At 60.3% G+C, this 18,982-nt stretch carries 27 protein-coding genes, 1 other RNA gene and 1 pseudogene; 3 read left to right on the forward strand and 26 right to left on the reverse strand.

Features of this window, described 5'->3' with window-relative positions:
- Positions 1-522: 522 nt before the first annotated feature.
- A complete protein-coding gene (locus tag AB1402_04685) occupies positions 523-1,524 on the reverse strand; it encodes a histone deacetylase (protein ID MEW6540898.1) in 1,002 nt (333 codons plus the stop codon).
- A 79-nt stretch (positions 1,525-1,603) separates the two neighbouring features.
- Between AB1402_04685 and AB1402_04690 the strand changes: the two genes are divergently transcribed.
- A complete protein-coding gene (locus AB1402_04690) occupies positions 1,604-2,299 on the forward strand; it encodes a futalosine hydrolase (protein ID MEW6540899.1) in 696 nt (231 codons plus the stop codon).
- Positions 2,296-3,150 carry a 1,4-dihydroxy-6-naphthoate synthase gene (locus AB1402_04695; protein ID MEW6540900.1) on the forward strand — a complete coding sequence of 285 codons (855 nt, stop codon included), beginning with the start codon at positions 2,296-2,298 and terminating at the stop codon, positions 3,148-3,150. Before AB1402_04690 ends, AB1402_04695 begins: the two co-directional genes overlap by 4 nt.
- Before the next feature lie 51 nt (positions 3,151-3,201).
- On the opposite strand, the gene AB1402_04700 is transcribed toward AB1402_04695, so the two are convergent.
- From AB1402_04700 to AB1402_04725, 6 genes and pseudogenes are all read right to left on the reverse strand, one after another.
- Positions 3,202-3,609: an arsenate reductase ArsC gene (locus AB1402_04700; GenBank protein ID MEW6540901.1), complete on the reverse strand. Its 408-nt coding sequence runs from the start codon at positions 3,607-3,609 to the stop codon at positions 3,202-3,204.
- A complete protein-coding gene (gene arsB, locus AB1402_04705) occupies positions 3,602-4,663 on the reverse strand; it encodes an ACR3 family arsenite efflux transporter (GenBank protein MEW6540902.1) in 1,062 nt (353 codons plus the stop codon). The genes AB1402_04700 and arsB overlap by 8 nt, the downstream gene beginning before the upstream one ends.
- 76 nt (positions 4,664-4,739) lie before the next feature.
- A pseudogene (locus AB1402_04710) lies at positions 4,740-4,848 on the reverse strand (4Fe-4S binding protein).
- Positions 4,848-5,153 (reverse strand): metalloregulator ArsR/SmtB family transcription factor, encoded by a 306-nt coding sequence (locus AB1402_04715; protein MEW6540903.1) that lies wholly within the window; start codon positions 5,151-5,153, stop codon positions 4,848-4,850. The pseudogene AB1402_04710 and the gene AB1402_04715 overlap by 1 nt, the downstream one beginning before the upstream one ends.
- A 252-nt stretch (positions 5,154-5,405) precedes the next feature.
- The gene (locus tag AB1402_04720) at positions 5,406-7,013 is read right to left on the reverse strand and encodes a cation acetate symporter (GenBank protein MEW6540904.1); all 1,608 of its coding nucleotides are present in this window, start codon (positions 7,011-7,013) and stop codon (positions 5,406-5,408) included.
- Complete coding sequence (locus AB1402_04725; protein MEW6540905.1) at positions 7,006-7,755, reverse strand: universal stress protein; 750 nt, start codon at positions 7,753-7,755, stop codon at positions 7,006-7,008. The genes AB1402_04720 and AB1402_04725 overlap by 8 nt, the downstream gene beginning before the upstream one ends.
- 633 nt (positions 7,756-8,388) lie before the next feature.
- On the opposite strand from AB1402_04725, the gene AB1402_04730 reads away from it, so the two are divergent.
- Positions 8,389-8,544, forward strand: a complete 156-nt coding sequence (locus AB1402_04730; protein ID MEW6540906.1) for a hypothetical protein — start codon at positions 8,389-8,391, stop codon at positions 8,542-8,544.
- Positions 8,545-8,890: 346 nt separating this feature from the next.
- Here the strand turns inward: AB1402_04730 and ssrA are convergent.
- The 19 genes from ssrA to AB1402_04825 all read right to left on the reverse strand — a co-directional run bounded on the left by ssrA (position 8,891) and on the right by AB1402_04825 (position 18,980).
- Positions 8,891-9,247, reverse strand: a transfer-messenger RNA (tmRNA) gene (gene ssrA / locus AB1402_04735).
- A 100-nt stretch (positions 9,248-9,347) separates the two neighbouring features.
- Positions 9,348-9,809, reverse strand: a complete 462-nt coding sequence (gene smpB, locus AB1402_04740) for an SsrA-binding protein SmpB (GenBank protein MEW6540907.1) — start codon at positions 9,807-9,809, stop codon at positions 9,348-9,350.
- Between the two features lie 23 nt (positions 9,810-9,832).
- Positions 9,833-10,822, reverse strand: coding sequence for a tRNA pseudouridine synthase A (locus AB1402_04745; GenBank protein ID MEW6540908.1), 990 nt, complete (start codon positions 10,820-10,822; stop codon positions 9,833-9,835).
- A 13-nt stretch (positions 10,823-10,835) separates the two neighbouring features.
- Positions 10,836-11,174 carry a 50S ribosomal protein L17 gene (rplQ, locus tag AB1402_04750; protein MEW6540909.1) on the reverse strand — a complete coding sequence of 113 codons (339 nt, stop codon included), beginning with the start codon at positions 11,172-11,174 and terminating at the stop codon, positions 10,836-10,838.
- Positions 11,175-11,196: 22 nt separating this feature from the next.
- The gene (locus AB1402_04755) at positions 11,197-12,144 is read right to left on the reverse strand and encodes a DNA-directed RNA polymerase subunit alpha (GenBank protein ID MEW6540910.1); all 948 of its coding nucleotides are present in this window, start codon (positions 12,142-12,144) and stop codon (positions 11,197-11,199) included.
- 26 nt (positions 12,145-12,170) lie between these two features.
- Positions 12,171-12,797: a 30S ribosomal protein S4 gene (gene rpsD, locus AB1402_04760; GenBank protein MEW6540911.1), complete on the reverse strand. Its 627-nt coding sequence runs from the start codon at positions 12,795-12,797 to the stop codon at positions 12,171-12,173.
- Positions 12,798-12,813: 16 nt separating this feature from the next.
- On the reverse strand, positions 12,814-13,200 hold the full coding sequence (rpsK, locus tag AB1402_04765) for a 30S ribosomal protein S11 (protein MEW6540912.1): 387 nt from the start codon (positions 13,198-13,200) through the stop codon (positions 12,814-12,816).
- A gap of 12 nt (positions 13,201-13,212) precedes the next feature.
- Positions 13,213-13,584: a 30S ribosomal protein S13 gene (gene rpsM, locus AB1402_04770; protein ID MEW6540913.1), complete on the reverse strand. Its 372-nt coding sequence runs from the start codon at positions 13,582-13,584 to the stop codon at positions 13,213-13,215.
- A gap of 13 nt (positions 13,585-13,597) precedes the next feature.
- Complete coding sequence (gene rpmJ, locus AB1402_04775; GenBank protein MEW6540914.1) at positions 13,598-13,711, reverse strand: 50S ribosomal protein L36; 114 nt, start codon at positions 13,709-13,711, stop codon at positions 13,598-13,600.
- A gap of 21 nt (positions 13,712-13,732) precedes the next feature.
- Positions 13,733-13,948 (reverse strand): translation initiation factor IF-1, encoded by a 216-nt coding sequence (gene infA / locus AB1402_04780; protein ID MEW6540915.1) that lies wholly within the window; start codon positions 13,946-13,948, stop codon positions 13,733-13,735.
- Between the two features lie 136 nt (positions 13,949-14,084).
- Positions 14,085-14,831, reverse strand: a complete 747-nt coding sequence (gene map / locus AB1402_04785; GenBank protein MEW6540916.1) for a type I methionyl aminopeptidase — start codon at positions 14,829-14,831, stop codon at positions 14,085-14,087.
- 8 nt (positions 14,832-14,839) lie between these two features.
- Positions 14,840-16,096, reverse strand: coding sequence for a preprotein translocase subunit SecY (gene secY / locus AB1402_04790; protein ID MEW6540917.1), 1,257 nt, complete (start codon positions 16,094-16,096; stop codon positions 14,840-14,842).
- A gap of 18 nt (positions 16,097-16,114) precedes the next feature.
- Positions 16,115-16,555, reverse strand: a complete 441-nt coding sequence (gene rplO / locus AB1402_04795) for a 50S ribosomal protein L15 (protein ID MEW6540918.1) — start codon at positions 16,553-16,555, stop codon at positions 16,115-16,117.
- Positions 16,556-16,567: 12 nt separating this feature from the next.
- On the reverse strand, positions 16,568-16,759 hold the full coding sequence (rpmD, locus tag AB1402_04800; protein MEW6540919.1) for a 50S ribosomal protein L30: 192 nt from the start codon (positions 16,757-16,759) through the stop codon (positions 16,568-16,570).
- Positions 16,760-16,762: 3 nt separating this feature from the next.
- Positions 16,763-17,269 (reverse strand): 30S ribosomal protein S5, encoded by a 507-nt coding sequence (gene rpsE, locus AB1402_04805; protein ID MEW6540920.1) that lies wholly within the window; start codon positions 17,267-17,269, stop codon positions 16,763-16,765.
- 17 nt (positions 17,270-17,286) lie between these two features.
- On the reverse strand, positions 17,287-17,655 hold the full coding sequence (rplR, locus tag AB1402_04810; protein ID MEW6540921.1) for a 50S ribosomal protein L18: 369 nt from the start codon (positions 17,653-17,655) through the stop codon (positions 17,287-17,289).
- Positions 17,656-17,676: 21 nt separating this feature from the next.
- Positions 17,677-18,222, reverse strand: coding sequence for a 50S ribosomal protein L6 (rplF, locus tag AB1402_04815; GenBank protein ID MEW6540922.1), 546 nt, complete (start codon positions 18,220-18,222; stop codon positions 17,677-17,679).
- Positions 18,223-18,381: 159 nt separating this feature from the next.
- Positions 18,382-18,777, reverse strand: a complete 396-nt coding sequence (gene rpsH / locus AB1402_04820; GenBank protein MEW6540923.1) for a 30S ribosomal protein S8 — start codon at positions 18,775-18,777, stop codon at positions 18,382-18,384.
- Between the two features lie 17 nt (positions 18,778-18,794).
- Positions 18,795-18,980, reverse strand: coding sequence for a type Z 30S ribosomal protein S14 (locus AB1402_04825; protein ID MEW6540924.1), 186 nt, complete (start codon positions 18,978-18,980; stop codon positions 18,795-18,797).
- Positions 18,981-18,982: the final 2 nt, after the last annotated feature.

The raw sequence follows: 18,982 nt of genomic DNA on the forward strand, positions 1-18,982 counted from the left end.
GATACTCCGCCGAGGTAGCAATCACTGGTTGTTGCTTCTATCCCTTTCCCGACATCTTGGGCAAATCCCATAAAAATAAGGTGCGTACTTTTCCACGAAATAGCCCTTTGTCTGGAACGGAGCCTGTATTTCCAGAGGGCCGGTCTCCACATCGTCAATGGCGCCGCAAATCCGGCACAAGAAATGGCCGTGGGGGGGCGGGGTTCGGGTCGAAATGCCGTTTGTTCCTTAGATTGTCAACCACTTTCTCAGCGAAAGTATTCCCCGTGCGACGGGCCGCTGCCCGCCCGGTTTTTAAGTTATCCTCCGAGGCGGCGCGTGACGGCGTTGTCCGCCGGAATGAGGAGCCGGAATGCGGAGTTAGAGGGCCTGCTTCGGTTGGGCCGTGGAATTGCCCACGGTCCCTTACCCACTCCCAAACGCCCGCGCCGTAAACAACTTCTTCGGCTGTGAACCCCGCCCGGGGAACGCCCCGTTAAACCGGGTTGCCCTACCGGCCGCCGGTATCCTGTACCGGACTCGCTAAGTCCAGGCGTCGAGGACGGCCCCCAGGCTTTCGGCCAGTCCCTTGAGGTGGTAGCCCCCCTCCAGGGCGGCCACGATCCGGCCCCCGCAGTGGGCTTCGGCGATCTCCCGGACGAGGCCCGCCAAGCGCCCATACCCGGCCGTCGTCAGCCCGAGCCCCCCGAGCGGGTCGGCGTAGTACCCGTCCTGGCCCGCCGAGACCATCACCAGCTCGGGACGGTAGTCACCGGCGGCCGGCACCAGGACTTCGCGGAAGGCGGCCTTGCATCCGGCGTCGCCCGCACTGTCCGACAGAGGCACGTTGATGTTGAACCCCGCTCCCTCCCCCCGTCCCACCCGGCCGGCGTGGCCGGTGCCCGGGTAGCCGTACCGGCTGTGGATCGAAAAGAAAAGCACGCGGGGGTCCTCATAGAAGATCTCCTCGGTGCCGTTGCCGTGGTGGAAATCCCAGTCCACCACCAGGATGCGCTCCAGGCCGTAGACCTCGAGCGCGTGGCGAGCGGCCACCGCCACGTTGTTGAACAGGCAAAACCCCATCGACCGCGCGGGCAGGGCGTGATGGCCGGGTGGCCGCACGAGCGCCAGGGCCCGGTCGAAACGGCCGTCCATGACCGCCTCCAGGGCGGTGATCGCACCCCCGGCGGCCCACATCGCCACCTCGTAACTGGCCGGACAGACGGCGGTGTCTGGGTCTAGGCGCCGCCGACCCTGCCGGCACGCCTCCCGGACGCCAGCCACATACTCCGCCGTGTGCACCCGCTCCACTTCCGCCTCGGCGGCCCGCCGGGGCCGCACCACGGCCGCCCGTTCAAAACGGCCGGCGGCCTGCAGGGCGGCCGTCGCGTGGCGCAGCCGCTCCGCGTTCTCCGGATGGGCGCCGGTATCGTGCTCCAGATAGATCGGATCGTAGACCACCGCCAGGCGCGCCTCCCGCGCCGCAGGCTGCACAGGTGTTTCGATGGTGCACCCCTCCCTTCGCCGATGCTCTAAAAAGTACAAGTTCGCGCCGCGCGGCGCATTTTCCTCTTGACGTTCCGCTTGTGTGGACAACGGAAATGTTGCATCATAGACATAAATTATGAACTCGAACATTATCCGGCGCTGGCGGGTGGGAAAAAGAGTGCGTATCCTCGTGGTGACCGCGGTTGCGGCGGAGAGACAAGCGGTGTGGCGCGGTCTTCAAGGCAACCCTGAGTTCGACGTCGTGGCGGTCGGCGTCGGCCCGGTCGCGGCTGCAGCCAACACGGCAAAGTTCTTGGCGACCGCCCCGACCGACGCCTACGGCTTGGTCGTATGCGCGGGCTTGGGCGGCGGCTTTCCCGGCGTGGCGGACGTGGGCTCCCTCGTGGTGGCGAATGAAATCGTCGCCGCCGACCTGGGCGTGGAGACCCCCGACGGCTTTGCCGGTTTGGACGCGCTCGGTTTCGGCGCCACCCGGATCCCGGCCGAGGCCGGTCTGGTGCACGTGATGACCGAGGCGCTCGGCGCCGCCGGGTTGCCGGTTGTGACCGGCCCGGTGCTCACCGTATCCACCGTGACGGGCACGGCCCAGAGCGCCGCGGTGCTGGCCGCCAAGGTGCCGGGGGCAGCCGCCGAGGCCATGGAGGGCTACGGGGTGGCTTTCGCGGCGTGCGAGTGGGGACTGCCGGTGCTGGAAATCCGCGCCGTCTCCAACTTGGTCGGGCCGCGTGACCGGGTAGCGTGGCGCGTCAACGAGGCGCTGGGCGTTCTGGAAGCCGCCGGCAAAGTGCTGTCCGAGGTGCTGAAGCCGTGAGAATTGCCATCTCCCCCTGCCCCAACGATACGTTCATCTTCCACGCCTGGGTGCACGGACTGGTCCCCGGCGCGCCCAAGCTCGACGTCACCTACGCCGACATCGGCGTCACGAACACCCTGGCGGCCACCTCGAACGGGCCGGACTTAGTCAAGATTTCCTACGCGGCCCTGCCCTGGGTGCTCTCCGAGTACGCGCTGCTACCGTGCGGCGGCGCGCTGGGCCGGGGGTGCGGGCCGCTGGTGCTGACGGCCGGACGGACGGACGGCGCGCAAGACCCGGCGGCGCTCACCGGCCGGCGGGTGGCCGTGCCCGATGAGCGGTCGACGGCTTACCTTTTGTTCCGGCTGTGGGCGCCCCGGCACGTGCCGGGGGGCGTGGGCGGGATCACGGTTCTGCCGTTCCACGAGATCATGCCGGCGGTGCGCGGCGGCCTGGTCGACGCCGGGCTGGTCATCCACGAGGCGCGCTTCACCTACCCGTCTTACGGGCTGAACATGCTGGCCGACCTGGGCAACTGGTGGGAGGCTGAAACCGGCCTGCCGCTGCCGCTGGGGGCGATCGTCGCCCGCCGGTCACTGAACCTGCCGGCGATCGCCTACTGGATCCAGGCCTCCCTGGCCCACGCCTGGGCCTACCCCGAGGCCCCGCGCGCATACGTGCTGAGCCACGCCCAGGAGTGGTCCCCGGAAGTGGCCGCCGCGCACATCGAGCTTTACGTGAATGAGTACACTATGGATTTGGGCGGGGTCGGGTTTGAGGCGGTGGCCGCCCTGCTCCGCCGGGCCATGCAGGAAGGCCTGGTTCCGAAGTTCAGCCCCTCGGCCCTGCACACGGACTGGGGAATGTAGATCACTCAAGCGTTATATTCCCTGTTCCTGTTCTGAGTTCACAACGGCATCTTATATAAGCCTTTTCCTGATCCTGCGCGACAGGTCCTTGATCTTAGTCTCAATCTCGCGAATCATGGCGATAAACACCTCATCGTCTTTCCCTGTCGGGTCGTCCAGTCCCCAGTCCTCCCTGTGCTTGTTGGGCAGGTTAGGGCAAGCGACATTGCAGCCCATCGTGATGACAACATCAACCGGCGGGATTTCCGAAAGCAGTTTTGAGCGCTGTGTTTTCTCCATGTCGATCCCGTGAAGCTGTTTCATCAACCGGACGGCATCCTGATTGATGTGCGGCTTTGTTTCGGTTCCCGCCGAACAGCTTTCAAAAACATCACCGGCAAGGTGTTTGCCCAAGGCCTCCGCTACTTGCGAACGGCAGGAGTTATGAACACAAATGAAAGCGACTTTAGGTTTATCCATGTTGCTTTTCCTCCGTAAACCAATGACGGGTTTTATTGGCGATACGCACCAGCGCTAACATCACAGGCACTTCCACAAGCACTCCTACAATGGTCGCCAGCGCTACAGGCGATGCCGCGCCAAACAAGGAAACGGCGACTGCTACGGCCAGCTCAAAGAAGTTGGACGCGCCGATCATACCGGCCGGAGCCGCTATGTCATGCGGCAGTTTGAGCAGCTTGCCGGCGCCATAGGCTAAGAAAAAGATCAGGAAGGTTTGCAGTATAAGCGGTATGGCAATAAGGAGGATATGAAGGGGATTGCTCAGCATCACTTCCGCCTGAAAAGAGAAAATGATAATCAGCGTGAGCAGCAAACCACCAATTGTGATGTGGTTAAACTTGGGAATAAACCGCTGTTCGAAATATTCCGCGCCTTTCCGGTTTATCATCCAAACTCTTGTCGCCATACCGGCTGATAACGGTATGACAACGAACAACACAACAGACAGGATGAGCGTATCCCACGGAATGGACACGCCGCCCACGCCGAGCAGAAAAGCAACGATTGGGATGAAAGCTACGAGAATAATGAGGTCGTTTGTGGCAACCTGTACCACGGTGTAAGCGGGCCTGCCCTTTGTCAGGTGGCTCCATACAAACACCATTGCCGTACAGGGCGCGGCGCCAAGCAAAATAGCCCCAGCCAGATAATCCTTGGCAAGTTCGGCGGGAATAAACGCTTTGAATACCACATAAAAGAAAAGCCAAGCGATGCCGAACATGGTAAAGGGCTTGATCAGCCAGTTTGCCACCCATGTAACATACAAGCCTTGCGGGTTATTGCCCACATTCTTAATACTGGCGAAGTCCACCTTCATCATCATGGGATAAATCATCAGCCATATTAAAATGGCGATGGGAATAGAAACATGCGCATACTCAAGCCTGCTTAGAAAACCAGGTATTACAGGCAGGAATTTTCCGATGAGAATGCCGATAACCATGCACAGGGCCACCCATAAGGTCAGATACTTTTCAAAAAAGCTAATCCCCGTATTTTTCTCGATACTCATAAAATTGCACCTTCAATATTATTTAGCAGCATTCTTCGTTGCCTGAACAATTACAGCCCGGTACGCTTCCGGCAGCCTAACCCCTAATCACGGCGGCGGCGCATCCGATTCCGGCATCCAACAGAGATAGCATTTACAGGGCAATTTATTGCACAAGCGCCGCATTCCATGCATTGGTCCTTGTCTATTCATCTATCTTGCAGATGCAGCTTTCCTTATCAGAAGTGATGGTGCAGAAAAATTGCCTTGTTTTTTTGATTATTTCCGCATCCAGCGAATAGTACGTCCATTTGCCCTCATTCCTGCCCCTAACAAGCCCGCATTCGCACAAAAGCTTCATATGATGGGACAAGGTGGATTGGGAGATCTTGAATTTTTTTAAGATCATGCAGGCGCATAACTCCCCGCAGGAAAGCATATCCACAATCATGGCTCTTTTGGGATCGCTCAAGGCCTTGAATACTTTTGCATGCTGTGAATAGTTTTCCATAATGACACCTCAAATCTAAGGGCATCGATATGAATACTATAATGTGTCAAATGGATAAATGTCAATTTGAAAATGATATTTGCAGGGCTGACGAGGAGCGTGTAAGCAGCGGTGAAAGTCTTCGGTGTATTCGCCCGGGGGAGAAGGGTAAGGCAGGGATCCGATTCCCTGCCTTACCCGGTCACCAGCCCGTCTGGACGGTGTGAACTTCCTTTGTCGGGTTTGTCTAAAAAGCACTTCCAAGGCAAACGGCTAGCTGCCGTGGGCCGAAGCCAGAAATTCATCCGACCGGCCGGCGGTGTCTTTCGTCATGTAGGAAACCAGCACGGTGGCCAGCACGGCCGCCGGGACGCTGTAGAGCGCCGGGTTGACCAGCACCGGAACACCCAGGATATGGGGCACGTTGAAGAACTTGGCGAAGGTCAGCACGAGCGACAATACCAGGCCCACGCTCATCCCGGCCACAACCGCCTGTTTGGTCAGCCGGCGCCACCAAACGGTAAACACCAGCGCCGGCGCAAAGGTACTGGCCGCGATACCGAAGCACATCGCCACGAGCACGCCGACATTCTGGTCCCGGAGCCAAAGAGCGAGGCCGATCGCCATCGCCGCCAGGAACCCGGCGCCGGTCTTCGCAAAGAGCAACCGCTCCCGGTCGGTGCTTTGCGGCCGCAGAACGGCGGCGTAAAGGTCGTGGGACAGGCTGGTGGTGGCCGAAATGAGCAGCCCCACCGATGTGCTTAGCATTGCCGCCATTGCTCCGGCGGCGATAATGCCCAGGACTATTTCCCCGCCCAACAACTGACCAAGCATCGGCACAGCCATATTGGTCGCCATCCCCCGCTGGCCTTCGGCCAGAAGCTGAACCAGCGTGGGGTACAAAACGTACATCGCGGCCAGGCCGACCAGGAGCACCGCGGCGTAGAAGACAGCGAGCCCCCAGATCGTGAACTCGGCGCTCTTACGGGCGGCCCGCGCGTTCCGCACGGTGTAGAACCGGATCAGGATGTGCGGCAGCCCGAGCGTCCCCAAAAAGAGCCCCAGCACCAGACTGGCTTGATTCATCAGGTCCCGCAGCTCGACTCCCGGAGTCATCGCGGCAGGTGCGTCGGGCATCTGGTCTCTGGCGGTTGTGACTGCGGCCGCCGCCGTTTCCATTTGGGCCACCGTCCCGGCCACTTCCTTCGTCACGACCACCGGCGGGACCATCTCCTGGCCTCTTTCCACGATCGCCAGCGGGTTGCCCCCGAAGTGGGAGATGCTGACCCATATAAGAAGGCCCACCATTGCGCCAAAGAGAAGGATTCCCTGGATAGCCTGGTTGTAGGTCGTTCCCCGCATACCGCCCACGATCACGTAGATCGCCATGAGTGTGCCGGTCACCAGGACGGTGGGCAGGTAGTCCCACCCGAGCAGGAGTTTGAAAAGGTGCCCGGCGCCGACCATTTGGGGAACAAGATAAAGAGTGCACAGGACCAGGGTGCTGAGCATCGCCACGATTCTAATCCCGCTTTCCCTGCCGCCGAAGCGGGCGCTGAGTGCGTCGGCCACGGTAAACTTACCCGTGCTCTTCAAGGGTCCGGCAATCACAAGGAGCACCACTATCCACGCCGCAAAGAAGCCGAGAGCCAGCCACCAGCCGTCAACGCCGACCAGGGCCACCGCGCCGGCCACTCCCAGAAAACTGGCGGCGCTGCAATAGTCGCCCAGCATGGCGGCACCGTTGAGCCTCCACGGTATCTTCCCTTCGGCGACGTAAAACGCCGCGGTCGTCCGCGTGTGCCGCCGGCTGGCCCAACTGATGTACATTGTGAGCAAAATGCTCGCCATGACGATGGTAAAGGCAATCGGGTTATCCATGCGCTTCGCCCCCCCCTTGATTCAGTCTTATCAGGAACACCCTGGTAATAACCACGCCGCCGATTATGGCCGTCCAGCCCGCCCAGATGGCGAGCGGCATCCCGAGCAGCTCGACGGCGGCCGCGTCCTTGTACGGAGCCGAGGTCAAGAGCGCCGCCCCGAAGTACATCACAGAGTAAAGCGCCAGGAGACCGCCGGCAAAGGAAATCTTCTTCCGGATCGCCGCCGGTTCCAACGCTGCGGTGGGCAGAGCCTCCGGGGCCGCGGCCGCTTCGGCCGAGACGGCCAAAAGTGCGGTAATGTCGACCGTGTCCTTTTTGATGATCAGAACGGGGCAGCGCGAATGCTCCGAGATGGCCCGGGCCACGCTCCCGAAATAGAGCTTTTGCAGGCCCTTTCGCCCGGAGTCCCCCACGACAATGAGGTCTGCTTTCGTCTCCTTCGCCACAGTAAGGATCATTCCGGTAATGGGACCGCTCTTCTTGACGGTCGTAACAGTAACCCCGTGCTTCCGGCCAAAGGCCGCAACCACATCCAGCGGCTCGCCTATAAGGGGTTGCGGTCCGGTGCCCTTTAGAGCAGCGGCTTCCGCCTCCTTTTCCACCTGGAGCAGCGGCACTTCTTCCACCACCTGCAGGGCCACGACTTCCGCGCCCTCGCGGCCGGCGATCTCCACCGCCTCTTTGGCTGCGCCCATGGACGGCGCATACCCGTCGACCGCCACCAGTATCTTTTTAAACACGCTTCTCACCTCCCAAATTGTTCCTCGGTCAAGGCGTACCACCCGAAGCATTGGCGCTTTGGTCAAACTTTTTGGCCGGGCCCTCACCACAGAGAATTAAGATACAACTGGCTTCTTCCTCAAGGACCTGTAATCTGTCTATTGTGCGCGTGACGTTCCGGCAGGAGCCTAAGCCGGCATAGGGACTCACCCCCCTGAGCTGTGATACCGAGATTATATAGTCGCCGGTGCCGGGCAGATAGAGATTTGCGGTCAAAAGACTGTTTTGGGTGACCAGCGGAAGAAACGGCGGGTTCTCTGGTGATAGGGCCGGGTGATACCTCTTTGAAAACCCGACCCGCACCGTTCACCCCTCCAAAACGACCGCTCGCGTCCGAAGCTGCGTTTTGGGATCGAACTCCGTATCCCTAGTGTTGTCAGGACAAAGGTCATTTTGCTGGTTGCTCAAGGTTTTAAAAACAACGAGGAAATCGCCTGCCGATAACATGATTTCCCTATTGGGGACGCTGTACAGAAAAGCTATTTATATTTATAGGAATAATTACTGGCTTGTGGATCATAAATATGGAATTATTTGATTCTGCATAACTAATTAATCAGGCGTCCGGTCTTAAATTTAAAGGGGGTAGTTGTATGCAAAAGGCTGTTATTTATACCCTGGCCAGCATTTTGCTCGGCTTCGTCAGTGCCGCTGCACTGGGTGAATACGATGACGGTGAGACCATAATTCTGGCCGCCATATTCTGGCTCCTGGCATCCATCCATTACCGTATGATAAAGCGGAATTAGCCAGAATACGAACTTGAATCCGGCAAGCAAGTAAAAACAAAAATCCAATAATCGCCAGTCTTACAGCCGCAATTTGGTCCAAATTTTGGCAAAATGAGGATGAAAATCGCTCCTTTAATGGCCAGCCAGCCCTTATTTGCTTTCTTTTAACGATTTGCCTGTGTGCCTGCCCTGAAAACCGCCACGGTTCAAGTTAATTACCCTCTAAAAACGGCGATTCAACACAACTACCAATTGCTACAAGGCAAGACGCACAGAGCCAAAAAGCGGCTGGATTCAGGCATTTTCGGGCAAAACAAAACCACCTACCGATAAAATTCTTTTTATCAATAGATGATAGATTATTTGGTGGAGGCGGGGGGAGTTGAACCCACCGTCCGAAAGAATGACTACAAGAAGCGGCTACGAGCGTAGGCTGTAGTTTGGGTTTCGCTCCGTTTGGCGCCTACAGCCAGGCTCCGCTGGAGCTATCTCGATGAATTTCCCCGGGCGCCTCCGAGAATTGGCGCCGGGTGAGTCCGCTTAAATGACACCCCGCTCCCGCTCCGCGGGCTTAAGCGGGTGGGATGCTGGCTGTCTTAAGCAGCCAGAGCGTAAGATTCGTTCTTGGCGTTTATAGCCTTTGCCACCGTTTAACGGGCTGGCGACAACCCCGGCTCGCTCCCCTTGCCTTCACTTCCCCCGTCGAAACCACGTCGCCCCCATATTCAGTTTATCCGCACCAGGCGGCGTACTCGCATTGTAACATAACGGCCGGCAATGGTCAATATTTGGGAAATGTCATATTTGGGAAATGTCAGATGTTAGGCTTTGCCGCGGGCGGCCCGGGCGATCTCGCGCTCGGCCTCCCGCTTGGCGATGTCCTCGCGTTTGTCGTACAGTTTCTTGCCCTTGGCCAGGGCGAGTTCGACCTTGGCCCGGCCGTCCTTGAAGTAGATCCGCAGGGGAATCATGGCCAGGCCCTTTTCCCGGCTTTTGCCCCAGAGCCGCATTATTTCCGCCTTGTGCATCAGGAGCTTGCGCGGGCGCTTGGGTTCGTGGTTAAACCGGTTGCCCTGCTCGTAGGGGCTGACGTGCATGTTTTCGAGCCAGAGTTCGCCGTTCTCGATCCGCGCGAAGCTGTCTTTCAGGTTGGCCTTCCCGGCGCGCAGGGACTTAACCTCGGTGCCTTTCAGGACCAGGCCGGCCTCGTAGGTCTCCAGAATGAAGTATTCGTGCCGCGCCTTGCGGTTCTGGCACACTGTTTTTTCAGGCTCCCTGGCCACTGATGCACACCTCCTCTTTGGGTTCAGGGGTAGGTTACGGATTCGAGGCAGAGGCCGTGGGGCGGGGCGGTGGGGCCGGCGCGGGCGCGGTCGCCGGCGGCGATGATGCCGGGAAGGGCCTCCGGGTCGAGCCGCCCGAGGCCGACCTCCAGCAAGGTGCCGGTGATGATGCGGACCATGTTGTACAGGAAACCGTCGGCGGAGAACACCAGGCGCACAAGGGGCGCATGGGCCTGCTCGGCGCCGGTTTGACACGCCGGCCGCACAAGGGGCGCATGGGCCTGCTCGGCGCCGACTTGGCACACCGGGTGCGCCGGGGGCGCTTGAGTGTCGGTGCCGGGGCGCACCACCGGCGCCCCAGCCTCCACGTCGGCCCGGGTCAGCGTGCGCACCGCCGACCGGACCGGGGCACCCGTGCGCACCCGGGGGTATCCGCCCGGAGTACCCGCGCCGGGCACCCGCGCAGGGTACCCACGCGAGTGGGTCGGGTCAGGTTGGGCCGGCGGGTCCAAAGGCACGGGTCGGCCGGCGGCCTGGAAGGCGCTGAAGTCGTGTGTCCCCGTCAGGTGCCGGGCGGCCCGCCGCATGGCCCCAAGGTCCAGCACCCTGGGCACGTGCAGGCTGTACGGCCGGTGAAACGGGCAGCGGACCGGGTGGTTGTATAAAGTGTAGCTGTAGGTTTTGGCCGTCGCGCTGTAGCGGGCGTGAAAATCGGCCGGTACCTCGCGGGCTTCCACTGCGGCGATGTCGCCGGGAAGGACGCCGTTGAGGGCGGCCGGGATGCGTGCGGTGGGTATTCCCCACCCGCCGGTCACGAAGTTCACCACCTGGCCCCGGGCATGGACGCCGGCGTCGGTGCGGCCGGCCCCGGTCACCTTGAGCGCCGCCCCGGATAGCTCGGCCAGGCAGCGCTCCAGTGTCTCCTGAATGGTCGGCAGGCCCGAGCCCGGCTGCTTCTGAAAACCATGGTAGGCCGTGCCGTCGTACGCGAGCGTCAGCCGGACGTTCGGCACCTTTTGTTTCCCCTTACACCAGCTCCAGGATCACCATTGGGGCGGCGTCCCCGCGCCGGAACCCGACTTTTACGATCCTGGTGTAGCCGCCCGGGCGGTCCTTGTACTTTGGCCCAATGGTGGTGAAGAGCTTCCTGGCGGCCTCTTCGTCGAAAAGGTATTCGGAAACCTGGCGCCGCGCGGCGAGATCGCCCCGCTTGGCCAGGGTGACCATTTTCTCGGCGATGCTGCGGACCTCCTTGGCCCGTGTCTCCGTGGTCTCGATCCGCCCCTCCTTGATCAGCGAGGTGACCATGTTCCGCAGCATGGCCCGGCGGTGGTCGGAGCGGAGTCCCAGTTTCCGGTAGCCCATTTGCATTAGTTACCTCCCAAAACTAGTCGTCGTCGTGACGCAGGTCGAGACCGAGTTCACTCAGCTTGCGCACCACTTCTTCGAGCGACTTCTTGCCCAGGTTGCGCACCTTCATCATTTCTTCCTCGTTGCGCTGGATAAGCTCTTCCACCGTGTTGATCCCGGCCCGTTTCAGGCAGTTGTAAGAACGTACGGAAAGATCAAGCTCCTCGATGGGCATCTCCAGAAGCTTGTTCTTTTTTTCTTCTTCTTTCTCCACCATAATCTCGACGTTGTTAACCGATTCGGTAAGACCCACAAACAGCCGCAGGTGTTCCGTGGTGATCCGCGCGGCCAGGCTCAACGCCTCGTCCGGGCGCAGGCTGCCGTCGGTCCACACCTCCATGATCAGTTTGTCAAAGTCGGTGTCGTGGCCCACCCGCGTCTTGTCGACCGTGAAGTTCACCCTGGTCACCGGCGTAAAAATGGAATCGATGGGAATCACGCCGATGACATGCGTGCCGCGCCTGTTTCTCTCCGCCGGGATATAACCCCGTCCCCGGCCCACCGTCAACTCCATGTACAGCCGGGCGTCCGGCTCAAGCGTGGCGATATGCAGGTCCGGGTTCAGGATTTCCACGTCCGGACTGGTAATGATATCGCCGGCGGTTACCCGGCCCTCGCCTTCCGCCTCGATGCGCATCAACTGGTCCTCGTCGCCGTAAAGCTTAAGGCGCAGGTTTTTCAGGTTTAAGATCAACTCGGTGACGTCTTCGCGCACGCCGGGAATACTGGAAAACTCGTGCAGCACCCCGTCGATCTTGACGGCGGTCACCGCCGCGCCGGGCAGCGAGGCCAAAAGCACGCGCCGAAGCGAGTTACCCAGCGTAATACCGTAACCCCGTTCCAGAGGGTCGACGACGAACTTCCCGTACACGCCCTCCGAATCCATCTCGACGCATTCGATCTTCGGTTTTTCTATCTCCAGCATTGCGAACCCCCTCTAAAGGTACCCACTTACCTGGAGTACAGCTCGACCACCAGTTGCTCCCGCACCGGGATGTCGATGTTCTCGCGCAGGGGCAGGGCCGCCACTTTGCCCACGGCCCGTTCTTTGTCGTACTCCAGCCACGCGGGGGGATTGTTCTCGGACGCCCGGTCCAGCAGTTCCTGGATTCGAGTCCGCCCTTTGCTCCGCTCGCGGATTGCGATCACGTCGCCGACCCGCACCTGGTATGAAGGTATGTCGACCTTACGGCCGTTGACCTTGACATGGCCGTGCCTGACCACTTGGCGCGCCTCCACCCGCGACGCCCCGAGGCCCAGACGGTAGATGACGTTGTCCAGCCGCAGTTCCAGCAGGCGCAACAGGTTCTCGCCGGTCACCCCCGGCTGGCGCTCGGCCTTGTGGAAGTAGTTCCGGAACTGGGATTCCAGGACCCCGTAGATCCGCCGCACCTTTTGCTTCTCCCGCAACTGGATGCCGAACTCCGTGACCTTCCGGCGGGAAGGAGCATGTTGTCCGGGCGGCGCGGGCCGGCGGTCGACGGCACACCGGGGCGAGTAGCAGCGGTCCCCCTTCAGGTAAAGCTTGGTTCCCTCGCGGCGGCACAAGCGGCACCGCGCATCCGTGTATCTGGCCAAAAGGACACCTCCTAAGTTATACGCGCCGGCGCTTCGGTGGCCGGCAACCGTTGTGTGGAATGGGTGTGACGTCTTTGATCAGGCTCACTTCCAACCCGGCGGCCTGCAGAGAGCGTATGGCGGCCTCGCGGCCCGCTCCCGGGCCTTTCACCATTACCGCCACTTCCCGCATGCCGTGCTCCATAGCTTCCCGGGCCGCCTTCTCGGCCGCCAACTGGGCAGCGAACGGAGTGCTTTTGCGGGAGCCCTTAAAACCGACGGTGCCGGCGCTGGACCAGGAGATTGCATTGCCCCGGACGTCGGAAATGGTGATGACGGTATTGTTGAAGGTGGACTTGATGTGGGCCACACCGGTTTCGATGTTTTTACGTTCTTTCTTTTTGGCTCTTGGACGACGCGCCATCTAGCTAACCCCCTACTTCTTTCTGCGGACGCCCACGGTCTTTTTGGGGCCTTTCCGCGTCCTGGCGTTGGTCCTGGTGCGCTGGCCCCACACCGGCAGGCCGCGCCGGTGCCGCAAACCGCGGTACGATCCGATTTCAATCAGTCGCTTGATGTTAAGGGACACCTCGCGCCGGAGGTCCCCTTCCACCTTGTGCTCTTTGTCAATCAGGTCCCTGAGCCGGGAGATTTCTTCCTCGGTCAGGTCGCGGACCCGGGTTTGGGGACTGACGTTGACCTGGTCCAAAAGCTGTTTGGCCGACGCACGCCCGATGCCGTAGATATAGGTCAGGGCCACTTCCACCCGTTTGTCTCTCGGCAGATCAACCCCCGATATTCTCGCCAAAAACCCTCACTCCTTATCCTTGCCTTTGTTTGTGCTTGGCGTTGGAACAAATAATCATGATTTTGCCCTTGCGGCGGATCACCTTGCATTTCTCACAAACCGTTCTTACGGAAGGTTTGACCTTCACCGTAATGCCCCCTTAAATCTTCTACTTATAACGGTACACGATCCGGCCCCGGGAAAGATCATATGGAGAAAGCTCGACCATTACCCGGTCTCCGGGCAGGATACGGATAAAGTTCATCCGGATCTTTCCGGACACATGGGCCAAGACCTTATGGCCGTTGGGCAGCTCTACGCGGAACATGGCGTTCGGCAAAGGTTCGACCACCTTTCCCTCCACCTCGATGACGTCCTGCTTCACTGGCAACCCTCCTTCTCCATCAAAACCCACAGCACTCTTCGGATATCGGCGTCCGTTATTTTCTCTCCGCCGGCTAACCTGCGCTCCAGTTCGGGATCCTGATCCGCGACCAGCCGGCGGCCGAGTCTTCCACCCGCTAAACCCGGGTCAGGATTTCCGGCTCCCCGTCGGTAATCAAGACGGTATGTTCAAAATGAGCGGATGGCCGACCGTCCTTGGTCACCACCGTCCACCGGTTTTCCAGCGTCATCACCTCGAAACCGCCCATGTTCACCATGGGTTCCAGGGCCAGCGTCATGCCCGGCTCAAGCCGGGGGCCCCTTCCCGGAGGACCGTAGTTCGGAATCTGCGGGTCCTCGTGCATCTTGGCTCCGATGCCGTGCCCGACGTAGTCGCGGACCACCGCAAATCCGTGGTGCTCCACGTGGGTCTGCACCGCATGGGAGATATCGGTCAGCCGGTTTCCGGGCCTGGCTTGGGCGATTCCCAGATAAAGAGCCTCTTCGGTCACCCGCAACAGCTCCAGGACCTTTGCTTCCGGCCGACCAACCGGGAAAGTCACCGCACTGTCCCCAAAATAGCCATTAATTTCCGCCCCGATGTCAATACTGATAATGTCTCCATTTCTTAGCTTCCTTAAACCGGGAATCCCGTGCACCACCTCTTCGTTGACCGAAACGCAGATGGTGGCCGGGAAACCGTATAGCCCTTTAAAAGCAGGCTTCGCGCCCTGCTTGCGGATGAACCGCTCCGCCACCGCGTCCAGTTCCCGGGTGGTGACGCCGGGCTCGATGTACCGGGCCAGTTCAGCGAACGCCTCGGCCACCACACGCCCCGCTTCCCGCATGTAACCGATTTCGCGGGCGGACTTGCTGGTAATCATCTATCTGCTCACCCGGACTGCTTGATGAACCCCTGGTAGCTGCGCATCAGCAGGTGCGCCTCCACCTGCTTCATGGTTTCCAAAGCCACGCCGACCACGATCAAAAGGGCGGTGCCGCCGAAGTACACGTTCGGGATCTGGGTCGCCATAAGCACGAAGTTCGGCAAGATCGCGATAAGTGCCAGGAATATGGCGCCCGCCAGGGTGATTCTGGCCATCACCTTGGAGATGTACTCGGCGGTCGGCCGGCCGGGCCGGATTCCCGGGATGAAGCCGCCGTGCTTCTTGATGTTGTCTGCCATATCCACCGGATTCATGATAATCGCCGTGTAAAAATATGTAAAGCCGATAATCAACAGGGCGTACAGGGTGGTATGCAGGAACGACCCCCAGTGGAAGAAGTTCAAAAACCACGCCGCCACCACGTTCCCGGAGAACCACTGCAGCATCTGCTCCGGGAAGATCAGCATCGAGGAGGCGAAGATGACCGGGATGACGCCGGCCTGGTTTACTTTCAGCGGCAGGTGCGTGGTCTGACCCCCGTAGACCCGGCGTCCGATAACCCGCTTCGCGTACTGCACCGGAATCCGGCGCTGTCCCTCGTGCATGGCGACCACGGCGGCGATCACCAGGATCCCGATGATCAACAGCCCGAGCACGCTTAAGATGTTGATCGTGCCGACTTGCAGGTACTCGACCACGCGGGCCACCCCTTCCGGAACCCGGGAGACGATGCCGGCGAAGATCAACAGCGAGATACCGTTGCCGATCCCCTTCTCGGTGATCTGCTCGCCCAGCCACATCAGGAACACGGTCCCGGCCGTGAGGATCAGGGCCACGAACAGGTAGTTCACCACCGTCGGCGAGATCAGGGCGCCCTTGATGACCGCCGACATGGCGATGGCCTGCAGGAAAGCCAGGACCGCCGTACCGTAACGGATATATTGCTGGATCTTCTTGCGTCCCTCTTCGCCCTCTTTGGCCAGCCGCTCCAGTTTCGGAACAACCACGGTCAAGAGCTGCATTATGATTGAGGCGTTAATGTACGGGATGATGCCCATGGCCAACACCGAAAAATTCTTGAACGCGCCCCCGGAAATAACGTCAAAGAAACCAAAGAGCACTCCGCTGGCGATCAGCTCGGCCATAGCTTCGGGACGCACCCCCGGCGTCGGAACATGGGCCCCGATGCGGAAAATCAGGAGCATCGCCAGGGTAAACAAAATCTTGTTCCTGAGTTCCGTAACCTTGATGGCGGCCTGCATGGTGCCTAGGAACTGCAATTAAATCACCTCGGCCTTTCCCCCGGCGGCGGCGATCTTTTCCCGGGCCGTTCCCGAAAAGGCGTGCGCCCTCACGGTCAACGACTTTTTGATTTCGCCGGTCCCCAGAATCTTGATTCCGTCCACCCCTTTGCGGACCATCCGGTTTTCCAGCAACAGGTCGGGAGTGACCACGGTTCCGTCTTCAAACCGGTTCAGATCTTCGAGGTTGACCACGGCGATATTCTTCTTGAAGGTATTCGTAAAGCCCCGCTTCGGCATCCGGCGGGCCAAGGGCATCTGGCCCCCTTCAAAACCGCGGCGGACACCGCCGCCCGAACGAGCGTTCTGACCCTTGTGACCACGGCCGGCCGTCTTGCCCTGACCCGTGCCGACACCCTGCCCCTTGCGGGTCGGTTTCTTGCGGGCTCCGGCCGGCGGTTTCAGTGCGCTGAGTTTCAAGCCTGCACCCCCTTACGCTTCTTCAACCTTGACTAAATGCCTGATTCTGTTGACCATGCCGCGGATCTGGGGCACATCGTTTTGTTCCACCGTCTGGTGCATCCGGGTGAGTCCCAGGGCCCGAACGGTGCGCCGCTGGGTTTCGGGCCGGCCGATCAGGCTTTTAACCAGTGTGATTTTGAGCTTCGCTTTCTTCTCGGCCACGTCTTAACCCCCCGTCCTCAGTTCCTTGACGTCCTTGCCGCGGCTTTTGGCCACCTGATCCCTGGTTTTGAGCTGTTTCAAGGCCTCGATGGTGGCCCGGACCATATTGTTGGCGTTGTTGGAACCCAGCGATTTGGTCAGAATATCCCGCACGCCGGCCAGTTCAAGCACCGCGCGCACCGGGCCGCCGGCAATCACGCCGGTACCGGGGGAAGCCGGCCGCAAGAGGACCTTGCCTGCACCGTACCGTCCCAGAACCTCGTGCGTGATGGTGGTGCCGACCAGGGGCACTTGAATCAGGTTCTTCTTCCCGTCCTCGACTCCCTTGCGAATCGCTTCCGGGACTTCGGTGGCCTTGCCCAGCCCGAAACCGACGTGCCCGGCGCCGTCCCCGACCACGACGAGGGCCGAGAAACTGAACCGGCGCCCACCCTTGACCACCTTGGCGCAGCGGTTGATGAAAACCACTTTTTCCGAGATCTCCATTTTGGAAGCGTCTATCCTGCCCACGTCATTCCCCCCGTCACTTAAAATTCAAGACCTTTTGCCCGGGCCCCTTCGGCCAGGGCCTTTACCCGGCCGTGGTACAGGTAACCGGCACGATCGAAAACCACTCTTTCGATCCCCAGGGACTTGGCCTTTTCGGCGAGCATCTCGCCCACCGCCCGGGCCGTTCCGGTTTTACCCCCGTCACCTTGCCGCTCCTTCAACTCCGGAAGGAGGGTGGAGGCCGCACAGAGGGTCACCCCGCGTTCGTCGTCCACAAGCTGCGCGTAGATGTGCCGTGTGCTGCGGAAGACATTCAGTCTGGGGCACCCCGCAGTGCCGGTTATTTTCTTGCGCACTCTGATTCTTCGCCGTTCGCGCTGCTCCCTGCGACTGGTTCTGTTCAGCAAGAGCCGTGCCCCTCCTTATTGTTATCGCTTCTTCAGTCCGGCCTTACCGGCCTTCAGGCGGATCTTCTCGCCTTCGTACCGCACGCCTTTGCCTTTGTAAGGCTCGGGGCTCCGGAAAGCCCTGATCTTGGCCGCCACCCGGCCGACTTCTTCCTTGTCGGCGCCCCGGACGACGATGCGGGTGACCGCCGGCACCTCGATCTGAATGTCGGCGGGCGGTTCATATTCGACGGGGTGCGAATACCCCAGCGTTATCACCAGCTTCCGGCCCTGAAGCGAAGCGCGGTAACCGACCCCGACCAGCTCCAGGTTCCGCTGAAAACCCTTGGTCACCCCGTCGACCATGTTCGCCACCAGGGTGCGGGCCAAACCCAACATCGCCGTGCCCGGCTCATCCTCGCCTGCTTTCTCGACCAGCACCCGGCCGTTTTCGACCACCAGTTTTACGGCGGCCGGAATTTCCCGCTCCAGGCTGCCCTTCGGGCCCTCGGCCCGGACGGTGTTGCCCTCGGTCGCGATCTTCACTTCCGGCGGTAGATTAATCGGCATTCTCCCGATGCGTGACATCTCTTCCAGTTCACCTCCTGATCCGGAACGCTGCTAACTTCGCCTGGCTTTGTCAGGCTAAAGCCTGTTTCAGTGCTCACGTACCAACCAGTACGCTCCGCGCCGTCCGGTCTTGAGCCGCATCAAGCCATGCTCGTTTTCGCAGTTCCGGCACTGTCGCTACCAGATGTAGCAGATTACCTCGCCGCCAATGCCCTCTTTCCGGGCCGTTTTGTCGGTCATGATCCCCTTGGAGGTGGACAGGATGGCAATGCCCAGCCCGCCGAGCACCCGGGGGACTTCCTCCTTGCCCGCGTACACCCGCAGGCCCGGCTTGGAAATGCGCTTCAAGCCGGTGATCACCCGTTCCTTGTTCTTGCCGTATTTCAGGTAAATTCGGATCTTACCCTGCTTACCGTCGCCCACCACCTCGAAACCCCTGATGAAGCCTTCTTCCTTGAGGATCTCGGTGAGCGCTTTCTTGATCCCCGAAGCCGGAACCTCGGTGGTCTCGTGAAAGGCGGTATTGGCGTTCCGGATACGCGTAAGGTAATCCGCAATCGGATCCGTCAACATTCACCCACTACCTCCTTTTACCAGCTTGCCTTGCGAACCCCGGGGATCTGTCCCCGGTAGCACAAGTTTCGGAAACAGATGCGGCATACCCCGAACTTGCGCATGTAAGCCCGTGGCCGGCCACAGAGCTTGCACCGGTTGTACTGCCGCACCCGGAAAGTCGGTGGCCGGTTGGCTTTTTCGATTAAGGACTTTTTTGCCATTA

It is taken from the genome of Bacillota bacterium (assembly GCA_040757205.1).
Taxonomy (GTDB): domain Bacteria; phylum Bacillota; class Desulfotomaculia; order Desulfotomaculales; family Desulforudaceae; genus Desulforudis.